The following is a 17,022-nucleotide window of genomic DNA, read 5'->3' on the forward strand; positions in this document are numbered from 1 at the left end:
CTTCGCCCAGGAGTAAAGCCGTGGTCCCGGCGAGGCTCAACCAACGCATCCACCTCTTCTGTCCATTGCTCATGGTACCCCCCCCTGCGTGTCGTGAATCGTCAGGGAGGATGGACCTACTCCTGGGGTTCGGTCTACTGTCCGGGCGAACAGACAGGGGAGCTTGTCGGCTCTCAAACGAGCCGCTCCCGTGGAGTGTCCGCCCGTCATGACGCATCGAGATATGCGCGATAGGCGTCGAAGTCGTGGGGCCGGCCGAGGAAGTCCCGCACCAGCTCCGCGGCGGGCTTGGAGCCACCGGGCTCGAGCACCGTGCGGCGGTACTTCATCGTGGTGGCCGGGTCGAGGTAGCCCTGCTTCTGGAACTCGGTCTCCAGGTCCTTGGCGATGACGAGTGACCAGAGATACGTGTAGTACGCGGCCGAGTAGCCCTCCAGGTGTCCGAAGGACAGTTGGAAGTGCGTTCCCTCGCGGTACTCGTGGCGGAAGGGGCTGTATTGCTCCTGCAACCGCGCGAGCACCTGGGTGGTGTCGAAGCCCGGCGGCCGTGAGTAGTACTCGAGGGACACCGCGGACAGGAAGAGCTGGCGGCGCGTCCACAAGCCCTTGCCGGACTCCCGGGCCGCGCGCAGCTTCTCCACGAGCGCGGTGGGGATGGGCTCTCCCGTCTGGTGATGGCGGGCGAACTCCTGGAGGATGGCGGGCTGGCTGGCCCACTGCTGCAACAGCATGGAGGGCGTCTCCACGAAGTCCCACTCGGTGGAGATGCCGCTGATGCCCTTCCACTTCTGCCGGCCCGCGAAGACGTGGTGCAGCAGGTGGCCGAACTCGTGGAAGAACGTCTCCACCTCGTCCGGGGTCATCAGCTCGCCGGGGCGCGGGAAGTTGCACACGAGCGTGCCCTCCGGAAGACGCTTGCCGGCCTGGCCCGTGACGACGTCGAACTGGGCGGCGTGTTTGTATTTGTCCTCGCGCGGGTGCATGTCGAGGAAGATGCGCCCGAGCCGCTCGCCATGGTCGGTGACGTCATAGGCTTCCACGTCGGCATGCCACACCGCGGCGTCCTTCACGGGCTCGAAGGCGATGCCCCACATGCGCGAGGTGATGTCCATCACCCCTTTCTTCACGCGCCCGTACTCGAGGTAGGGCCGCACGGCTTGCGAGTCGAAGCCGAAGCGCTCCGTGCGCAGTTGGTCCTCGTAGTAGTCCTGATCCCACGGCTCCACGCGGGAGGCCGCCGGCTCATCCCGCCGCTTGCGCGCGAGCATCCGCTCCGCTTCCTCCTGGGCGCGCGCCTTCGACGCGCCCTCCACCCGGGCGAGGAAGTCCCCCGCCGCCTGGGGGGTGCGCGTCATCTTGGTCTCGGTGACGTAGGCGGCCCAGGAGGCGTAGCCGAGCAGCGTGGCCAGCTCGTGGCGCCGGGCGATGAGCTGGGTGAGCACCTGCTCGTTCTGGGGGAAGGCGCGCTGGTGGTAGACGCGCCAGAGCTTCTCGCGCGCCTTGGCGTCGCGCGCATACGTCATGAAGGGGAAGTAGTCCGGGTAGTTGGTGGTGAGCACCACGCGGCCGTTGGCTCCCGGCGGGTGGGCGCGCACGAAGTCCTCGGGCAGGCCCGCCAGCTCCCGCGGCTCCAACTCCACCCGGCGCACGTCCTCGGCGATGTTCTGGTTGAACGTCTGGCCGAGCTTGAGGATGGCCTCGTTGAGCGCCTTCACCCGCTCGCGCGTGGGGTCGTCGCGGTCCACGCCGGCGCGGCGGAAGTCGAGCAGCGTGCGCTCCATCCAGTAGCGCGTGGCGGCATCCGCCTGGGCGAGGTCCACCGCGCTCAGCGCGTCGTACACGGCCCGGTCCTGGGCGATGGAGACCTGGAGGGCATCGGCCCGCTGCTCGCTCTGGCGCGCGGCGTCGCGGAAGGCGGCCTGGGGATGGACCTCGCGCGCGAGCCCGGCCAGGCTCGTGCAGCCCCCGAGCGCCGCCATGGCCTCGTCATAGGCCTCGAGCACCGCGGGGCCCTCGCGCGAGGGCGAGAGCGTCTTGAGGTGGGTGATGCGCTCGCGCGCCCGGTCGAGCCCGGTGGAACACGCCCGGGTGAAGTCCTCGAGCGAGCCGGCCAGGGGCCGGGAGCCCTCGGGCGGGGCCACGGGAGCGGAGGCGAGGGGGGTGGGGACGGACTTCCACGAGGGGGAGTGGGCGCATCCCACCGAGGCGAGCACGGCCGCGAGGCCACATGCCGCGAGTCTGAGGACAACCGCCGGCCTGGGATTCATGGCGCCGGACTCTAGCGCGCACCCCGCGAGCGTGGCCCCTCGCTCGTGCGGCCCGGTATTATCGCTTTTTCGACGTTTTCCGTGGTTCCCGGTGAACACCGTTCGTTCTAGAGTGCAGGTTGCTTACGTTCAGCAACAGGGAGGGGCTTGAACGGCTGGCGTCTTCAAAGGATGCATGGGCTCCTCGTGGAGGGGCGCCATGCGAGGTGCCTCGATGCGACAACGCACCCTCAAGTCCGGTCCTGGCGCGGCGCTCCTCGAGGAGCCTCCGCGGGTGGAGGGGCTGAGTCTGTCGCTGCTGCGCATCCCCGCGGCGTTACCGTGCGAGCCGAGTCTGTACGCGGCGGCGATGGAGCGGAGCACCCGGGGGCGGGTGTTGGCGCTGGAGCTGCTGCGGCGCGAGCCGGCGCAGGTGCGGCGCTTCGACGCGAGCCAGTTCGGCCTGCTCACGGCGCACGTCTATCCGCGGGGCACGCGGGAGCGGCTGGAGCTGTGCAACGACTGGCACGTGTGGTTGTTCCTCTTCGACGACGAGGTCGACGAGCGGGTGGAGGTGGGCCAGCGGCCGGCGTATCTGAAGGCGTACGTGGACGCGTGCCTCGAGGTGTTGCGCGGCGGCGCGTTGAGGGCCCGGGCCACGCCGCTCGAGCGCTTCACCTGGGATTTGCGCCAGCGCATGAGCCGCCTGGCGAGCGAGCCGTGGATGGAGCGCTTCGTGCGCGACGTGGAGGACTACCTGCACCGGGGCACGCTGCCGGCGGCGCGCCACTGGACGGAGGGCACGGTGCCGGACCTCGAGTCCTATATCGAGCAGCGTGCCCTGGACTCGGCGGTGTACACGGCGCAGGACCTGGTGGAGTTCGCCGAGCCGGGACAGGAGCTGCCCGAGGAGCTGTTGCGCCTGCCGCTGGTGCGGCGGCTGCGGCTGCTGTGCACCCGGGTGGTGGCGTTGACCAATGATCTCTTCTCCTTCGAGAAGGAGGTCCTCTGGCACCGCAACCCGAACAACTTCGTCCACGTCCTGCGGGTGGACCGGGGGCTGGAGCTGCGCGAGGCCATCTCCACGGCGATCGACATCATCAACGCGGACACGGACGCGTTCATCGCGTGCGAGGAGCTGCTCCAGGCGTCCCGTTTGGCGGACCCCCGGCTGCTCGGGTACGTGGAGGGCCTGAAGGCGTGGATCCGCGGCAACGTGCACTGGTCGCTGGTGACGGGGCGCTACAGCTCGCCCACCTCGCCGTTTCCGGAGCTGCGCCGCGGGGCGTCCCCGTGAGCTGGGGGTGGATTCAGGCCGGGGGCAGGTGATCTCGGATGACGCCGAGCCAGTACTCGCGCCCGTAGTACTGGCTCATCTTTCCGATGCGCTCGCCGTCGCGGAACAGGAGGAAGGTGGGGATGCCATACAGGCCGAAGCGTCGCGCGAGCTCCTCGTGCTCGTACGCGTTCACCTTGACCACGCGCATGCGCGCGCCCTCCAGCTCGGACAGGAGCGAGGGCTCGGCGGCGGCGTAGATGTCGCAGTTGGGGCAGCCGGGCCCCCAGAAGTCCACCACGACCAGCTCGTCCCGGGGCTCCAGCACCAGGGCATCGAAGGTCTGTGGCGTCGCGTCGTAGCTCACGGGATGTGCCATGCCGACTCCGTCTAACGGCACCGGGCCGGTGATTCAACCGCGCGGGGGGGGGAGGGAAGAGGGGGCTCTCGCGGAAAGGCTGTCCGTTGGGAAGCGGGGCCGTGCACAATACGGGGCGAGGCGTACTGCATCGCGAGACTGGGCGCCATAAGTTGGGTCCATCGACGTGGAGGGCACATGCACGAGTGGCTGGAGGGACTTCAGAAGTCGGCGGTACGGACGTCGGCGGGCGTGGGGCAGGAGGACGTCCAGCGGGCCGAGACCGAGTACGGGGTTCCCTTCCCCGAGGAACTCGCCACGCTGTTCCGCGCGTTCAACGGAGGGGAGTTCCAGGGGGACGTCACCATCTTCGCGCTGCAGGGTCCCGAGGGTTCTCCGAGCGTGCTGGAGAAGACGCGGCTGATGGTGGAGGGGCTGCCAGCCGCGGGGCTCTGGCGCATTGGCCTGAAGGGCGCTCACCGTCATCTGTTCACCGCACGTAAGTCGGCGCTGCAGGAGCAGGCCGAGAGCCCCCTGCCGGGCTGGGTGGAGCCGCTGTTGGGTGACGACTGGGTCTACGGCACCTGGGACACCGAGGCGCGCGAGCTGCGGCTGTACCGCTCGCTCCAGACCATGCTCGAGGTGCTCATTCCTCCCGCGGAGAAGGAGGTGGAGGAGTTCGGCGACCGGACCTACGCCCGTGCCCTCTCCGCGGTGCAGGGCGCCTTGAGTGGCCTCTCGGTGGAGTACGAGGAGGGCGAGTCCCCCAAGGCCCAGGCCGAGGAGGAAGAGGGCGAGGAGGAGGAGGCCGACGAGGGCGAGGAGGAAGAAGAAGCCGCGGCCGACGAGGGCGAGGAGGAAGAAGCCACGGCCGACGAGGAGGAAGAAGCCGCGGCTGACGAGGGCGAGGAGGAGGAAGAAGCCGCGGCCGACGAGGGCGACGAGGAGGAGGCGGAAGAGGCCGTCGAGGAGGAAGCCGAGCCCGTTGGCGCGGACGAGTCCGACGAGGAGTTGCAGCAGCCCGTGGTGGCCGCCGCCAGGCGTCGCATGGGGAAGATCCGGAAGGAGGCTTCCCAGGAACGCTCCGCGCCCGTGACGCCTCTGCGCGAGGTGGAGCCGAAGGCGCCGTCCAGGCCGAGCGCCAGGCGCGAAGCGACGCGTCCCGCGAAGGCGGACACCACGGCTCCGGCTCGGACGTCGGCCGCGAAGAAGGCAGCCGAGACCAAGGCTCCGGCGATCAAGGCTCCGGCGAAGAAGGCCGCCGCGAAGAAGGCCCCGGCGAGCAAGGCTCCGGCGAAGAAGCCCGCCGTGAAGAAGGCTCCGGCGAAGAAGGCCGCCGCGAAGAAGGCTCCGGCGAAGAAGCCCGCGGGTGGGCGTGGCCGGCGCTGAGCCACGGCCTCTCGCTCCGGCTTCCTAGTGGTTCATGGGAGCCGGCTCTGGACGGGGGCCTTCACGAGGCCCTGGCGGAGGGGAGGGGAGGATGAGGCGGCTCTTGCCGTCCTCCTCCCGCTGGTGGCGCCACTGCTCGTTGAGCCGCGCCAGCCGATCCTCCAACCACACCTGGATCGCGCCCGCGATGGGCAGACTCAACAGGGCTCCGATGAGGCCCGCCAGGCCCGTGCCCACCAACATCACCAGGGCGATGATGAGGGGGTTCATCTTGAGCGTCCGGCGCTGGACGAGCGGCTGGAGCAGGTTGCCCTCCACCTGCTGGTAGACGAGGAAGAGGCCCAGGGCGATGAGTCCCTGGCGCCCTCCCACCGAGGCGGCCGTGGTCCCGGCCACCAACAGTCCTCCGAGGAAGGAGCCCACGAACGGGACGAGTCCCAGCACCGCCATGGCCAGGCCCAGGGGCAGGAAGTAGGGCACGCCGAGCAGCAGGGTCATCACCGACGTGAAGACGCCTCCGATGAGGGCCACGAGGAACGAGCCGGCCACATAGCCGCCCACCGCCTGGTTCATCCTCCGTCCCATGCGCCAGTAGTGCTCGCGTCGGGAGGGCTCCACCCACTGCAGCGCGGTGTTGAACAGGTCGGAGCCGAACAGCAGGAAGAAGATGGTCAGGACGAAGATCGTCACTCCGGCCAGCACGTGGCGCAGCACGTCCGTCACCACGCCGAGCAGGGGCCCCGGGGCCATCGAGATGTGGCGGCGAAGCTCCTCGGACGCCTGGGAGATGAGATCGTAGCGTTCGTCCATCCGCTCGACCCAGGGATGGTGGCGCAGTCGGGCGATGAAGTCCGGAGCCGCCTGCGCCAGGCCGCGTCCCTGATCCAGGAGCATGGGCACCAGCGTCACCACCAACGCCGCCAGCAGGCCGAGTCCGAGCAGGCCCACGCCCATGACCGCCACGCCCCGGCGCATCCCCCGCTTCTCCAGCGCGCTCACCAGCGGGTGTGCCGCCAGCGCGAGGAAGATCGCCACCAGGGCCCAGGACAGCACGGTCCAGCTCATGACCAGCATCCACAACACGGCGAGGATCGCCAGGGAGTGCAGACCCACCGTCCACACCGTGCGAGGCGTCACCTGCGAGTGGGAACGGGGGCGCTGGGTCATGAGCGGGCCCGTCGGCTAGCCTTCGGGAAGCTCATCCGGCGCATACGGACGCACCGGCTGGCTCGGCCGCGCGGTGATCGTATCCTCGGCGTCCTCGTCGACTTCCCCGAACGCTTGGATCTGATCCGGAAGGATGTCCCGGAAGTCGGGCTCGTCCTCCAGGGGCGGACTCGCGCTGAGCTCCGCATCGGTGAAGTTGATTTCCTCGCGGCCGGTGACCGGGTCCCGGTGGCGCAGGGACTCGGACTCACCCACGTCTTCGGCTCCGAGCTTCTTGAATCGCATGACGCTCTCTCCAGGCAAGCACGCCGGGATGGCTGCTCTGGCCCAACGGTGCGGACCCGGGGGATTCCTCGCAACGCGGCCGTGCTTGCCCGCCTGCCGGGTCGCTCAGCGCGAGGGAGTTGGGACTTGTCCGGAGGGGTAGCGGGGGGGCGCGTCCGCCCACACCATGCCGAGCGCCAGCACCCGCGAGAGCGTCTCGCGCAGGGCATAGCGGCGCGTCCGGGGGCTGCTCTCGTCCGCCGCCACGCCCCAGGCGTCGATGCCCACCGAGTTGGCGATGTAGAGCGCGCGCGTCAGGTGGAAGCGTTGGGTGACGAGCAGTGCCCGCCGCACGCCGAAGATGCTCCGGGCCCGTACGGAGCTGTCGTAGGTGGACAGGCCCGCGGTGTCCTGCTGGATGGCGGAGTCCGGCACGCCCCGGTCGCGCACGTACTGGGCCATGGCGTGCGTCTCGACATGGAAGCGGTCCGAGTTGTCCCCACTGAGCAGCAGCGCTTCCACCTTGCCCCCATGGTAGAGGGCCAGGGCAGCGTCCAGTCGCTGGGCGAGCACGGGGGAGGGGACACCGCCTGGCGCGAGCCCCGCCCCATAGACGAGCGCCACCGGAGCATGGGGCGCCTGGGCCCGGGGGACGATCCGGTCCACATACCGGTGTTCCACGTACAGCGAGGCGGTCGCCACGCCCAGGGCGACTCCCAGCCCCAGTACGAGCAACGCCCTCGGCCACCGGCGTGCCCGGCGCATCGTTTGACGGCCCCTTCGCATGCGATTCCGGCTCAACCGCCGGGGGAATCATTCTCGTCCCTCGCGAGGGCGTGGGGAAGCGGCTTGCTCGCTCCGGAGTGATCCGCCGGGTGTGCAAGGCCAAGGTTGACCGGCCACCACACCAGCCTATATAGGGGGCCGCGTCCGGGTTCCGCTGTCATACCCGAGTTTCCAGAGGAGCTGCTGGCCCCATGGCGTCCCTTCGCGACATCCGCAAGCGCATCCGCTCGGTGAAGAACACGCGGCAGATCACCAAGGCGATGAAGATGGTCGCCGCCGCCAAGCTCCGCAAGGCACAGGACGCGATCACCGCGGCGCGCCCCTACGCGCAGATGCTCGATCAGATCATCTCCGACCTGGTGGCGCGCTCCCAGGGCGAGGAGCTGGCGCATCCGCTGCTCACCGTGCGCCCCGAGCGCCGGGTGGAGGTGCTGCTGCTCACCTCGGACCGCGGCCTCGCCGGCGGCTTCAACTCCAACGTCATCCGGCGCGCCAGCCGCTTCCTGTACGAGAAGGGCACGGGCGTGGAGCTGGAGATCTCCACCGTGGGCCGCAAGGGCAACGACTTCTTCCGCCAGCGCGGCCAGAAGATGCGCAAGGACTTCGGCCACCTGTCCCAGAAGCCGGACTACGCCCAGGCCTCCCAGGTCGCCGAGGAGATGAGCGCGCGCTTCCTCCGGGGCGAGGTGGACGCCGTCTACGTCATCTACAACGAGTTCCTCTCCGCCATTAACCAGAAGGTGACGGTCTCCCAGCTCTTGCCCCTGCAGACGCTGACGGCCGGCGCCGCCACCACGGCTCCCGAGGCCCCCGCGGCCACGACCGCCCTGGTGGACTTCAAGTACGAGCCGGGCCGCCAGGAGGTGTTGGATCGCCTGGTGCCCCAGGCCGTGGCGATCAAGCTCTACCGCTCGCTCCTGGAGAGCATCGCCAGCGAGCACGGCGCGCGCATGTCGGCGATGGAGAACGCCACCAGCAACGCCACGGACATGATCGCCAGCCTCTCGCTGACCTACAACCGCACCCGCCAGGCCGTCATCACCAACGAGCTGATGGAGATCGTGTCGGGCGCGGAGGCGTTGAAGTAGAAGCAGTGCTTCTGGCCAGACGGCCTCCAGGCTTGACCCCCGGGGGCGCCCACCTGTAGAGGGGGCGCGCCCATCCCCCGGGCAACCCTTTCGACGAGACGGTAGACAGTCCATGAGCGCTCAAGTTCCGACGGTAGGCAAGGTGACCCAGGTTCTCGGTCCTGTGGTCGACGTGGAGTTCCCGCCCGGTGGGCTCCCGGAGGTGTACACCGCCCTCAAGCTGACCAACCCCAACATCAGCGCGGAGCAGAACAACCTCACGCTCGAGGTCGCCCAGCACCTGGGTGAGAACACCGTGCGCTGCATCTCCATGGACTCCACCGAGGGTCTGGGCCGCGGCCAGCCCGTCACCAACACGGGCGCGCCCATCCAGGCGCCCGTGGGCAAGGCCACGCTCGGCCGCATCCTGAACGTCACGGGTGACCCCGTGGACGAGAAGGGCCCCGTCGCCGCCAAGGAGAGCTGGTCCATCCACCGCGCGCCGCCGCCGTTCACCGAGCAGGACGTGCGCGTGCAGATGTTCGAGACGGGCATCAAGGTCATCGACCTGCTCGCCCCCTACACCCGTGGCGGGAAGATCGGCCTGTTCGGCGGCGCCGGCGTGGGCAAGACGGTGCTCCTGCAGGAGCTCATCCGCAACGTGGCGGTGGAGCGCGGCGGCTTCTCCGTGTTCGCCGGCGTGGGCGAGCGCACCCGCGAGGGCAACGACCTGTATCACGAGATGCAGGAGAGCAACGTCATCAAGGTCGACAACCTGGAGGAGAGCCAGGTGGTGCTGGTGTACGGCCAGATGAACGAGCCGCCCGGCGCCCGCGCCCGCGTGGCCCTCACCGCGCTCACCATCGCGGAGTACTTCCGCGACGTGGAGGGCCGTGACGTGCTGCTCTTCGTGGACAACATCTTCCGCTTCACCCAGGCGGGCTCCGAGGTGTCGGCGCTCCTCGGCCGCATCCCCAGCGCCGTGGGTTACCAGCCCACGCTGGCCACGGAGATGGGCAGTCTGCAGGAGCGCATCACCTCCACCACCAAGGGCTCCGTCACCTCCGTGCAGGCCATCTACGTGCCCGCCGACGACCTGACGGATCCGGCGCCGGCCACCACGTTCGCCCACCTGGACGCCACCACGGTGCTCAACCGCGCCATCTCCGAGCTGGGCATCTACCCCGCGGTGGATCCGCTCGACTCGACCAGCCGCATCCTGTCGCCGGACGTCGTGGGCCAGGAGCACTACACCGTGGCCCGCCGCGTCCAGGGCATCCTCCAGCGCTACAAGGAGCTGCAGGACATCATCGCCATCCTCGGCATGGACGAGCTGTCCGAGGACGACAAGATGCTCGTGGCGCGCGCGCGGAAGATCCAGAAATTCCTGTCGCAGCCCTTCCACGTGGCGGAGGTCTTCACCGGCGCCAAGGGCAAGTACGTGAAGCTCCAGGACACCATCCAGGGCTTCAAGGAGATCGCCGAGGGCAAGCACGACGACCTGCCCGAGTCCTCCTTCTACATGGTGGGCGGCATCGACGAGGCGGTCGAGAAGGCGCGCAAGCTCGCGGCGAGCTGAGCCCTTCCGCCGCTTCCTCGCCCGGGCCAGGAGGTTTTCCACATGCTGCGTTCCATCTGCTTGGGAATGATGTTGTGGGCACTTCCTGGTCTGGCCGACGAGCGCGCCAGCCGACCCCGGGTGAGCGCCAACGGAGACTTCTCCGTGCGCCTGGTGGAGCGGGGCCCGGGCCAGTGCTCCCTGGAGGTTTCCCAGGAGAGTGGCCCGGTGTGGACGCTCGAGCAGTGCGTGGGCGGGGCGGACGATCTCTACTTCGTCTCCAACGACGGCCAGCGGGTCTGGGTGGTGTACCCGCTGGCGCCCAAGGGCCAGAAGAAGCTCGCGGGCAGGAAGTACAAGAAGGTTCCCGCGTGGGCCAACACCCAGGTGGCGGTGGAGGTCGACCGCAAGGGCACGCGGTTGCAGGAGCGGCGCCTGCTGGAGTTCGTGCCGACGCGCGCCCTGCCCCAGGTGCGGCAGATGTCGCAGCACATCAAGTGGTTGGAAGGCATGGTCGGCGTGCCGGGCAGGAGCCCGCGCCTGACGGATGCCGGAAACATCGAGTTCGAGGTGGTGGGCGGCGACAAGACCCACCGACTGACCTTCTGACACAAGCAGTCCCCACGGAGTGGCGAGCCCCATGGCCAAGCTGACGGTCGAGATCGTGACCCCCGAGAAGCGCATCCTGTCGGTGCAGGCGGACGAGGCGATCGTCCCGGGCGCCAAGGGCCTGTTCGGCGTGAGGCCGGGCCACACCCCCTTCCTGTCCCTGATGGACGCGGGCACGCTCACGCTCAAGGGCGAGGGCGGCCACACCGACAACTACTTCGTGGCCGGTGGCTTCGTCGAGGTGACCAACGACAAGGTGCTCGTGCTCGCGGACGTGGCCGAGCCCATCTCGGGCATCGACGTGGAGGGCGCGCGCCGGCGCCTGAGCGAGTCGATGGATCGCCTGCGGGGCCTGTCCTCGGACGACGCGCGCTTCGCCGTCGAGCAGGCCGTCGTGCGCCGCGAGACGGCCCGCATCGCGGCCTCCTCCCGCTGAGCGCTCCTCCCGCGCTCCTTCCCGGAGCCGAGTCTGTCTTTAGGGATTCACGTCTGCCCTCCGCCCCCGTTCCCTGTCTGGTTGATGGGGCCGGGGGCGGTGCTCGTTGGAGCCTCCGGTGACTTCACCCGTGTTGGTGCTCTTCCACCGCATCGCGGATCCCCCCTCGGCGGTGGCTCGCCGCTACGTGGTGGACTACGCGCTGGAGGATCGCGTGCGCTTTCGCAACGTCGCCTTCGCCGAGGCGGAGACAGCGTGGCGAGAACTGGGTGGACAACTCACGCCCGCGCTCTGGGATGGTGTGCACCTGCACCAGGGCGCCGAGGCGGTCGTGGCTCGACTGCAGGCCGTTGTCAACCTGGGTCGCGATGCCTAGTGGCTTGTGGTGGGAGCGGCCCCTTCACGCAATCCCTACGGGAGTCGTGACGAAGTCGCGAGAGATGAAAGTCGGGGCTGGTCATGCCTCGCGTTTTGGTTATCTTGCCCCTCCCCATGTCGATGACTCCCGCCGAGCGCCAGGACAGGTTTCAAGCGGCGTTTCTGGGACTCGCCATCGGAGATGCCCTGGGTTTTCCCCTGCGTGGCGTCCCGCCGTCCAATCTCATGCGCGTGTCGGGACTCGCGGATGACTTCGCGCCCCGTCCTCGCGGGGGCAAGTACGCCAAGGGCCAGTTCTCCGACGACACGCAGCTCATGCTCGCCACCGCCGAGAGCGTCATCCGCGAGGGCAAGGTGGATGGGCGCAGCGCCGCGGCGCACCTGGCGTGGCTGTGGCAGGAGGGCATCATCCTCCAGCCTCCCAAGGCGCTCGCCGAGGCCCTGCAGAAGCTCGCGCAGGGCACGCCGTGGATGAGCGCGGGCGCCCCCCTGGGCGTCAAGTGCCACTCGGTGCTCAGCCGCGCGCTCGTGGTGGGCCTCTTCGAGAGCAAGAGCCGCGTGCGCATCCGCCACGACGCGGGCGTGCTGTCCGTCCTCACGCACAAGGATCCGACGTGCGCCGCGGCCGCGGCCGCCTTCGCGCAGGCGGTGGCCCTGGGGCTCACCACCAAGGAGCCGCCCACGCCCGCCGCGTTCTGCGAGGAGCTGGCCCTGGCGGCCGCCGCGCATGATCAGGAGCTGGCCGAGGAGCTGCGCCACCTGCCCCGTCTGCTCACGTGGGATCCCGCGCGCGCCATGGCCCAGCTGCGCAAGGTGAGCGTGCCACCCAGTCAGCTCAAGGGCGTGGACGGCCTGCCCCCGCACGTGGTGCCCGTGCTGCTCATGGCGCTCTACGCCACGCTCAAGGCCCCCAACGACTTCCGCCAGGCCGTGGAACTCACCCTGCGCTGCGGGGGCGAGGCCGACGCCGCGGCCGCCTGCACCGGCGCCCTGATGGGCTGCCACCTGGGCACCGCCGCCATCCCCGCCCGGCTGCGCAAGAGCGTGCTGTACGGGGAGACCCTCGTGGACGCCGCGGATCGCCTCTTCCAGGCTCGCCAGGTGCGCGAGACGCTCGCCACCGCCCTGGCACAGCAGCGCCGCCGCCGCTGAAGGCTCGGCGAGCATGCGGGCAAGCCCCGCCTCGTCCTGTCTGACTTCCGCCCACGCTTCCCCGCTTCCAGCTTACTGGGAGAGAGCGGGACACACCTGGCACCACCTGGTGCGGTCCTGGACGCTTCGGGAGGCAGTGGCGTGGAAATCGAATCGGAACAGCTGGAGCGCAGGCAGCTGGAGTCGTTGTCCACGGCGGAACTCATCCGCCATGCCATCGACGAGGCACGGTTGCTCGCGCGGGCCGAGATCCTGCACGCGAAGAAGGAGCTCAAGGAGGAAGTGAAGGCGGCCCGTTCGGCGGGCATCCTCCTGGGCGCGGGTGCGGTGCTGGGTCTCGTGGGGCTGGCGGCGATGCTGGTGGCCGTGGGGCTCGCGCTTCCCCTGGCGCAATGGTTGGGCGTGCTCCTGGTGGGCGTCTTCCTGGTGCTGGTGGCCGGAGGGCTCGCGTTCGCCGGCAAGAAGCGCCTGCCGACCCAGCCCCTGCCGCACACCCAGGAGCGGTTGAAGACCGATGTCGTGCGCACCCGGGAGACACTGCAATGAGTGACCAGAACAAACCCAGCGGCTCCATCACCTCGAGCATGAGCGATCGTGAGCAGGTGGAGCGCACCGCGGATCGTCTGCGCGACGAGCTGCTGCTCACCCTCGAGGAGCTGGACCGGCGCCGCGAGCGGGCCCTCGACGTGAAGTACCAGGTGCGTCAGCTCCTCGCGCGCAACCGCGAGACGCTCCTCGCGGCGGGCGGCGTCGCGGTGGCGATGGTCGTCGTGGGGGCGGGCTTCTCCTGGTGGAACGAGCGCCGCCAGTCGCGCATCGTGTGGGAGCGGCGCGGCCGGGCCCTGCGGCGCGCCTGGGAACATCCGGATCAGGTGGCCTCCGCCTCCAAGAAGCAGCCCCTGGCGCTCGAGCTGGGCCGCAAGCTCGTGTTCATCTTCGGCTCCGCGCTCGCCTCGGCGCTGGCGAAGAACGCCGTGGCGACACTGGTGCCCTCGTCCGAGGCCCAGCCTGGCAAGCAGGGGAACAAGCGCATGGGTCTGCACCTCATGCAGCAAGAAGCCCGCGCCTGAAAAACCGTCACATCGTGAGGCGGCGCTCTCCACCCAGGGGGGCGCCGTTTTTCGTTTTTCTTCTGACGCCCTGCGTCACCTTTTGGGACTCATCCAGTAGGGCCATGTTTTGCGATAGTTTGCGGTCACGGAGATTCAAGGGGGGGCGTCTCGTGACACCGCCCATTCCAGGAGCCCACACCTCATGACGAGTCCTCGGTTCGAGACGCTGGTCGACATCTACCTCAAGAGCATCGCCACCTTCGGTCCGCGTCCGCTCTTCCTCGAGAAGAAGAACGGCCAGTGGGTGGAGATGACGTACATCCAGTTCGGTCAGAAGGTGGACGACCTGCGCGGTGGGCTCGTGCAGCTCGGCGTGAAGCCGGGAGATCGCGTGGCGGTCATCTCCAACAACCGTCACGAGTGGGCGGTGGGCGCCTACGCGGCCTACACGCTCGGGGCCGCCTACGTGCCCATGTACGAGCAGCAGCAGGAGAAGGAGTGGCAGTACATCCTCAAGGACTGTGGCGCCACGCTGGTGTTCGCCGCCACGGACGCCATCGCCAAGAAGCTCGCGGCGGCCAAGGCGGAGCTGCCCGCGCTCCAGCACATCATCCGTTTCTCGGGCACCGAGCAGGAGCCCGACACCTTCGCGTCCCTGCTGCGTCGCGGTGCCGAGGCGGCCTCGCCCAGCGCCTCGCCCGGACCCGAGGATCTCTCCGGCCTCATCTACACCTCGGGCACCACGGGCAACCCCAAGGGCGTGATGCTCAGCCACGGCAACATCGCCAACAACGTGAGCGCCATCCACCAGATCTTCCCCATGTCGCAGGCGGATCGCTCGCTGTGCTTCCTGCCCTGGGCGCACGTCTTCGGCCAGACGGTGGAACTGCACGCCCTGTTCTCCATGGGCGCCTGCATGGGCCTCGCCGAGTCGACCGAGAAGATCATCGAGAACCTGAGCGAGGTGCAGCCCACGCTCATCTTCTCCGTGCCGCGCATCTTCAACCGCATCTATGACTCGCTGCAGAAGCGCATGGCCACGGAGTCGCCCCTCAAGCGCGCTCTCTTCATGCGCGGCCTGGAGGTCGCGCGCCAGCGCAAGACGCTCGCCGAGCAGAAGCGCTCCAGCGTGCTGTTGGACCTGCAGCACTCCTTCTTCGACAAGGTCGTCTTCTCCAAGGTGCGCGCGCGCTTCGGCGGCCGGATGAAGTACGCCTTCAGCGGCGGCGCGGCCATCTCGCGCGAGGTGGCGGAGTTCATCGACAACCTCGGCATCACCGTCTACGAGGGCTACGGCCTCACCGAGACGTCTCCCATCGCCACCGCCAACTACCCCAACCGCCGGAAGATCGGCTCGGTGGGCACGGCCCTGCCCGGCATCCGCGTGGAGATCGATCGCACCGAGACGGGGGACCCCAAGCAGGGGGAGATCGTCGTCTTCGGCCACAACGTGATGCTCGGCTACTACAACCTGCCCGAGGAGAACGAGAAGGTCTTCACCGGCAAGGAGCCCCAGGTGCCCTCCACCGAGCGCGGCTTCCGCACCGGCGACATGGGCTTCCTGGACGACGACGGCTTCCTGTGGATCACCGGCCGCATCAAGGAGCAGTACAAGCTGGAGAACGGCAAGTACGTGTCGCCCGCGCCCATCGAGCAGGCGCTGCAGCTCTCGCCCTTCATCACCAACGTCATGCTCCACGGGCAGAACAAGCCCTTCAACACCGCCATCATCGTCCCGGACATGGCCGCGCTCACCCAGTGGGCCAAGGACAAGGGCCTGGACACCTCGATGCCCGCGCTGCTCAAGCTGCCCGAGGTGCGGCAGCTCTACCGCGAGCAGATCATCGAGTTCACCCCCGGCATCAAGAACTACGAGAAGCCCCAGCACTTCCTGCTCGTCGCCGAGGACTTCACCACCGCCAACGACATGCTCACGCCCTCGCTCAAGCTCAAGCGGCGCAGCGTGCTCAAGAAGTACGGCGAGGACGTGGAGAAGCTCTACGTCGAGGCGGAGAAGAAGGGCGAGACGCGCGCCGCTTGACGGGCGGGGCCCGCAGGGAGGCCTCCACGGCCCGGCGGGCCCAGGGCAGCAGCGCCAGGGCGTCGTCCGCCGCGTCCGACGGCGGCGTCCAGTAGGACAGGGTGACGGGCTTGCGTCCCTTGCCCGCGTCGTACACGAAGGGCTCGCCCCCGGCTTCCTCGAAGCGGGGGCGCGTGAGCTCATCCGTCTTGAGGTACAGCCGCTCCTCGATGATGAGCCCGAACATCCTCCCCCCCAGGTACACGCCCCAGCCACCGAACATGGCTCGCGCCTGGACGGGCCCGAGCGGCTCGAGCAGCTCCAGCGTGTACTCCACGTAACTGTTCTGGCGTGCCATGGGACTGCCTCCGTCGCCCCCTTCATACGCCATGATGCCTGGCTGCCTACCCCCTTGGCGGGCTCGGGGGGGGAGGGAGACGCGGGGGGTTGCGGAATAGTAAAAAGGGAGCAGGCCGTTCTCGCGCGGCTCCCCCATGCTCATCTCCACACTCTTCCTGCTCGCTTCCGCCCCGGCAGTTAAGCCCACCCGCAACACGGTGGTCCCCGAGGTGGGTGTTCCCTTCGCTTGTGGTCGCGTGTTCCCGGTGAGTCAGGGCCACGACACGGGGAGCCACCTGCAGAACGACACCTACGCCTGGGACTTCCGCATGCCCATTGGCACGCCCATCGTGGCGGCCCAGGATGGCAAGGTGCGCATGGCGCGCGGGGACAGCACCCAGGGCGCGTGTGATCCCAAGATGGCGCCGTACGCCAACTACGTCGTCATCAATCACGCCGGTGGCCTGGAGACCCAGTACCTGCACTTCAGCGCCGTGGTGGTGAAGCCCGGCGATACGGTGCGCAAGGGGCAGCTCATCGGCTACTCGGGCAACACCGGCTGGTCGTGCGGCCCCCACCTGCACTTCAAGGTGGCCAACACGGTGAGCCCCGGGTGGAACAACCCCTCCGTGCCCGCGCTCATCGCCGGCTATGGAGATCCGGTGCGCGACACCCTCATCGCCGCTCCCGGGTGTGGCAATACGTCGGATCTGTCGGTGATGGCCGCCAACGACGCGACGCGCGCCCAGCAGCCGCTGGCGCCCGAGACCCCCGCGCGTGACGGCGAGCAGGCCGCGGGCGGTATCCCCACGGGCGCCAAGGCCATCATGGACCGCGTGTCCAAGTCGGCCTTCGACTCCTCGCGCATTCCTCCCCAGGCCCAGGCGTCCGACGACGGCTCGGGCGGCTCGCGCTAGTCCGCGCG

Annotated in this window: 18 protein-coding genes; 12 read left to right on the forward strand and 6 right to left on the reverse strand. The window is 69.0% G+C overall.

The window, feature by feature from the left end:
- Positions 1–206 precede the first annotated feature (206 nt).
- Positions 207–2,267, reverse strand: a complete 2,061-nt coding sequence (locus D187_RS18405) for a M3 family metallopeptidase (protein WP_002621871.1) — start codon at positions 2,265–2,267, stop codon at positions 207–209.
- Between the two features lie 214 nt (positions 2,268–2,481).
- Between D187_RS18405 and D187_RS18410 the strand changes: the two genes are divergently transcribed.
- Positions 2,482–3,543 (forward strand): terpene synthase family protein, encoded by a 1,062-nt coding sequence (locus D187_RS18410; protein ID WP_155893427.1) that lies wholly within the window; start codon positions 2,482–2,484, stop codon positions 3,541–3,543.
- A gap of 13 nt (positions 3,544–3,556) precedes the next feature.
- Here D187_RS18410 and D187_RS18415 read toward each other — a convergent pair whose 3' ends face one another.
- Positions 3,557–3,901 carry a thioredoxin family protein gene (locus tag D187_RS18415; RefSeq protein WP_002621873.1) on the reverse strand — a complete coding sequence of 115 codons (345 nt, stop codon included), beginning with the start codon at positions 3,899–3,901 and terminating at the stop codon, positions 3,557–3,559.
- A gap of 177 nt (positions 3,902–4,078) precedes the next feature.
- Here D187_RS18415 and D187_RS57110 point away from each other — a divergent pair, with 177 nt between their 5' ends.
- Positions 4,079–5,269 carry an SMI1/KNR4 family protein gene (locus tag D187_RS57110; protein WP_020918121.1) on the forward strand — a complete coding sequence of 397 codons (1,191 nt, stop codon included), beginning with the start codon at positions 4,079–4,081 and terminating at the stop codon, positions 5,267–5,269.
- Between the two features lie 24 nt (positions 5,270–5,293).
- Here the strand turns inward: D187_RS57110 and D187_RS18425 are convergent, their stop codons facing one another.
- The 3 genes from D187_RS18425 to D187_RS18435 form a co-directional block, all read right to left on the reverse strand.
- On the reverse strand, positions 5,294–6,436 hold the full coding sequence (locus tag D187_RS18425) for an AI-2E family transporter (protein WP_155893428.1): 1,143 nt from the start codon (positions 6,434–6,436) through the stop codon (positions 5,294–5,296).
- A gap of 15 nt (positions 6,437–6,451) precedes the next feature.
- Positions 6,452–6,721: a hypothetical protein gene (locus tag D187_RS18430; RefSeq protein WP_002621876.1), complete on the reverse strand. Its 270-nt coding sequence runs from the start codon at positions 6,719–6,721 to the stop codon at positions 6,452–6,454.
- Positions 6,722–6,826: 105 nt separating this feature from the next.
- Positions 6,827–7,465: a SanA/YdcF family protein gene (locus D187_RS18435; RefSeq protein ID WP_051256416.1), complete on the reverse strand. Its 639-nt coding sequence runs from the start codon at positions 7,463–7,465 to the stop codon at positions 6,827–6,829.
- A gap of 212 nt (positions 7,466–7,677) precedes the next feature.
- On the opposite strand from D187_RS18435, the gene atpG reads away from it, so the two are divergent.
- The 9 genes from atpG to D187_RS18480 all read left to right on the forward strand — a co-directional run bounded on the left by atpG (position 7,678) and on the right by D187_RS18480 (position 15,779).
- A complete protein-coding gene (gene atpG / locus D187_RS18440; RefSeq protein WP_002621879.1) occupies positions 7,678–8,574 on the forward strand; it encodes an ATP synthase F1 subunit gamma in 897 nt (298 codons plus the stop codon).
- 112 nt (positions 8,575–8,686) lie between these two features.
- Positions 8,687–10,132, forward strand: coding sequence for a F0F1 ATP synthase subunit beta (gene atpD / locus D187_RS18445; protein ID WP_043430533.1), 1,446 nt, complete (start codon positions 8,687–8,689; stop codon positions 10,130–10,132).
- A 42-nt stretch (positions 10,133–10,174) separates the two neighbouring features.
- Positions 10,175–10,720 carry a hypothetical protein gene (locus D187_RS18450; protein WP_002621881.1) on the forward strand — a complete coding sequence of 182 codons (546 nt, stop codon included), beginning with the start codon at positions 10,175–10,177 and terminating at the stop codon, positions 10,718–10,720.
- 31 nt (positions 10,721–10,751) lie between these two features.
- Positions 10,752–11,156: a F0F1 ATP synthase subunit epsilon gene (locus tag D187_RS18455; protein WP_002621882.1), complete on the forward strand. Its 405-nt coding sequence runs from the start codon at positions 10,752–10,754 to the stop codon at positions 11,154–11,156.
- 118 nt (positions 11,157–11,274) lie between these two features.
- Entirely contained in the window at positions 11,275–11,532 is a 258-nt protein-coding gene (locus D187_RS18460; RefSeq protein ID WP_002621883.1) for a hypothetical protein, read from the forward strand.
- Between the two features lie 116 nt (positions 11,533–11,648).
- Positions 11,649–12,686, forward strand: coding sequence for an ADP-ribosylglycohydrolase family protein (locus D187_RS18465; protein WP_002621884.1), 1,038 nt, complete (start codon positions 11,649–11,651; stop codon positions 12,684–12,686).
- 141 nt (positions 12,687–12,827) lie between these two features.
- Positions 12,828–13,232 carry a phage holin family protein gene (locus D187_RS18470; RefSeq protein WP_002621885.1) on the forward strand — a complete coding sequence of 135 codons (405 nt, stop codon included), beginning with the start codon at positions 12,828–12,830 and terminating at the stop codon, positions 13,230–13,232.
- A complete protein-coding gene (locus D187_RS18475; protein ID WP_002621886.1) occupies positions 13,229–13,756 on the forward strand; it encodes a hypothetical protein in 528 nt (175 codons plus the stop codon). The genes D187_RS18470 and D187_RS18475 overlap by 4 nt, the downstream gene beginning before the upstream one ends.
- 184 nt (positions 13,757–13,940) lie before the next feature.
- The gene (locus tag D187_RS18480) at positions 13,941–15,779 is read left to right on the forward strand and encodes an AMP-dependent synthetase/ligase (RefSeq protein ID WP_002621888.1); all 1,839 of its coding nucleotides are present in this window, start codon (positions 13,941–13,943) and stop codon (positions 15,777–15,779) included.
- On the opposite strand, the gene D187_RS52435 is transcribed toward D187_RS18480, so the two are convergent.
- Positions 15,706–16,116 (reverse strand): TfoX/Sxy family protein, encoded by a 411-nt coding sequence (locus D187_RS52435; protein ID WP_076606186.1) that lies wholly within the window; start codon positions 16,114–16,116, stop codon positions 15,706–15,708. The two genes, D187_RS18480 and D187_RS52435, sit on opposite strands and share 74 nt — an antisense overlap.
- 136 nt (positions 16,117–16,252) lie before the next feature.
- On the opposite strand from D187_RS52435, the gene D187_RS58770 reads away from it, so the two are divergent.
- Complete coding sequence (locus D187_RS58770) at positions 16,253–17,014, forward strand: M23 family metallopeptidase (RefSeq protein ID WP_063724997.1); 762 nt, start codon at positions 16,253–16,255, stop codon at positions 17,012–17,014.
- The last annotated feature ends 8 nt before the right edge of the window (positions 17,015–17,022 follow it).

The sequence above is a fragment of the Cystobacter fuscus DSM 2262 genome, from assembly GCF_000335475.2.
Taxonomy (GTDB): Bacteria; Myxococcota; Myxococcia; order Myxococcales; family Myxococcaceae; genus Cystobacter; species Cystobacter fuscus.

Excerpts from the sequence above, each read along its gene's own strand:
- D187_RS18405 (WP_002621871.1), bottom strand. The coding sequence starts at position 2,267 with ATGAATCCCAGGCCGGCGGTTGTCCTCAGACTCGCGGCATGTGGCCTC.
- D187_RS18410 (WP_155893427.1), top strand. The coding sequence starts at position 2,482 with ATGCGACAACGCACCCTCAAGTCCGGTCCTGGCGCGGCGCTCCTCGAG.
- D187_RS18415 (WP_002621873.1), bottom strand. The coding sequence starts at position 3,901 with ATGGCACATCCCGTGAGCTACGACGCGACGCCACAGACCTTCGATGCC.
- D187_RS57110 (WP_020918121.1), top strand. The coding sequence starts at position 4,079 with ATGCACGAGTGGCTGGAGGGACTTCAGAAGTCGGCGGTACGGACGTCG.
- D187_RS18425 (WP_155893428.1), bottom strand. The coding sequence starts at position 6,436 with ATGACCCAGCGCCCCCGTTCCCACTCGCAGGTGACGCCTCGCACGGTG.
- D187_RS18430 (WP_002621876.1), bottom strand. The coding sequence starts at position 6,721 with ATGCGATTCAAGAAGCTCGGAGCCGAAGACGTGGGTGAGTCCGAGTCC.
- D187_RS18435 (WP_051256416.1), bottom strand. The coding sequence starts at position 7,465 with ATGCGCCGGGCACGCCGGTGGCCGAGGGCGTTGCTCGTACTGGGGCTG.
- atpG (WP_002621879.1), top strand. The coding sequence starts at position 7,678 with ATGGCGTCCCTTCGCGACATCCGCAAGCGCATCCGCTCGGTGAAGAAC.
- atpD (WP_043430533.1), top strand. The coding sequence starts at position 8,687 with ATGAGCGCTCAAGTTCCGACGGTAGGCAAGGTGACCCAGGTTCTCGGT.
- D187_RS18450 (WP_002621881.1), top strand. The coding sequence starts at position 10,175 with ATGCTGCGTTCCATCTGCTTGGGAATGATGTTGTGGGCACTTCCTGGT.
- D187_RS18455 (WP_002621882.1), top strand. The coding sequence starts at position 10,752 with ATGGCCAAGCTGACGGTCGAGATCGTGACCCCCGAGAAGCGCATCCTG.
- D187_RS18465 (WP_002621884.1), top strand. The coding sequence starts at position 11,649 with ATGTCGATGACTCCCGCCGAGCGCCAGGACAGGTTTCAAGCGGCGTTT.
- D187_RS18475 (WP_002621886.1), top strand. The coding sequence starts at position 13,229 with ATGAGTGACCAGAACAAACCCAGCGGCTCCATCACCTCGAGCATGAGC.
- D187_RS18480 (WP_002621888.1), top strand. The coding sequence starts at position 13,941 with ATGACGAGTCCTCGGTTCGAGACGCTGGTCGACATCTACCTCAAGAGC.
- D187_RS52435 (WP_076606186.1), bottom strand. The coding sequence starts at position 16,116 with ATGGCACGCCAGAACAGTTACGTGGAGTACACGCTGGAGCTGCTCGAG.
- D187_RS58770 (WP_063724997.1), top strand. The coding sequence starts at position 16,253 with ATGCTCATCTCCACACTCTTCCTGCTCGCTTCCGCCCCGGCAGTTAAG.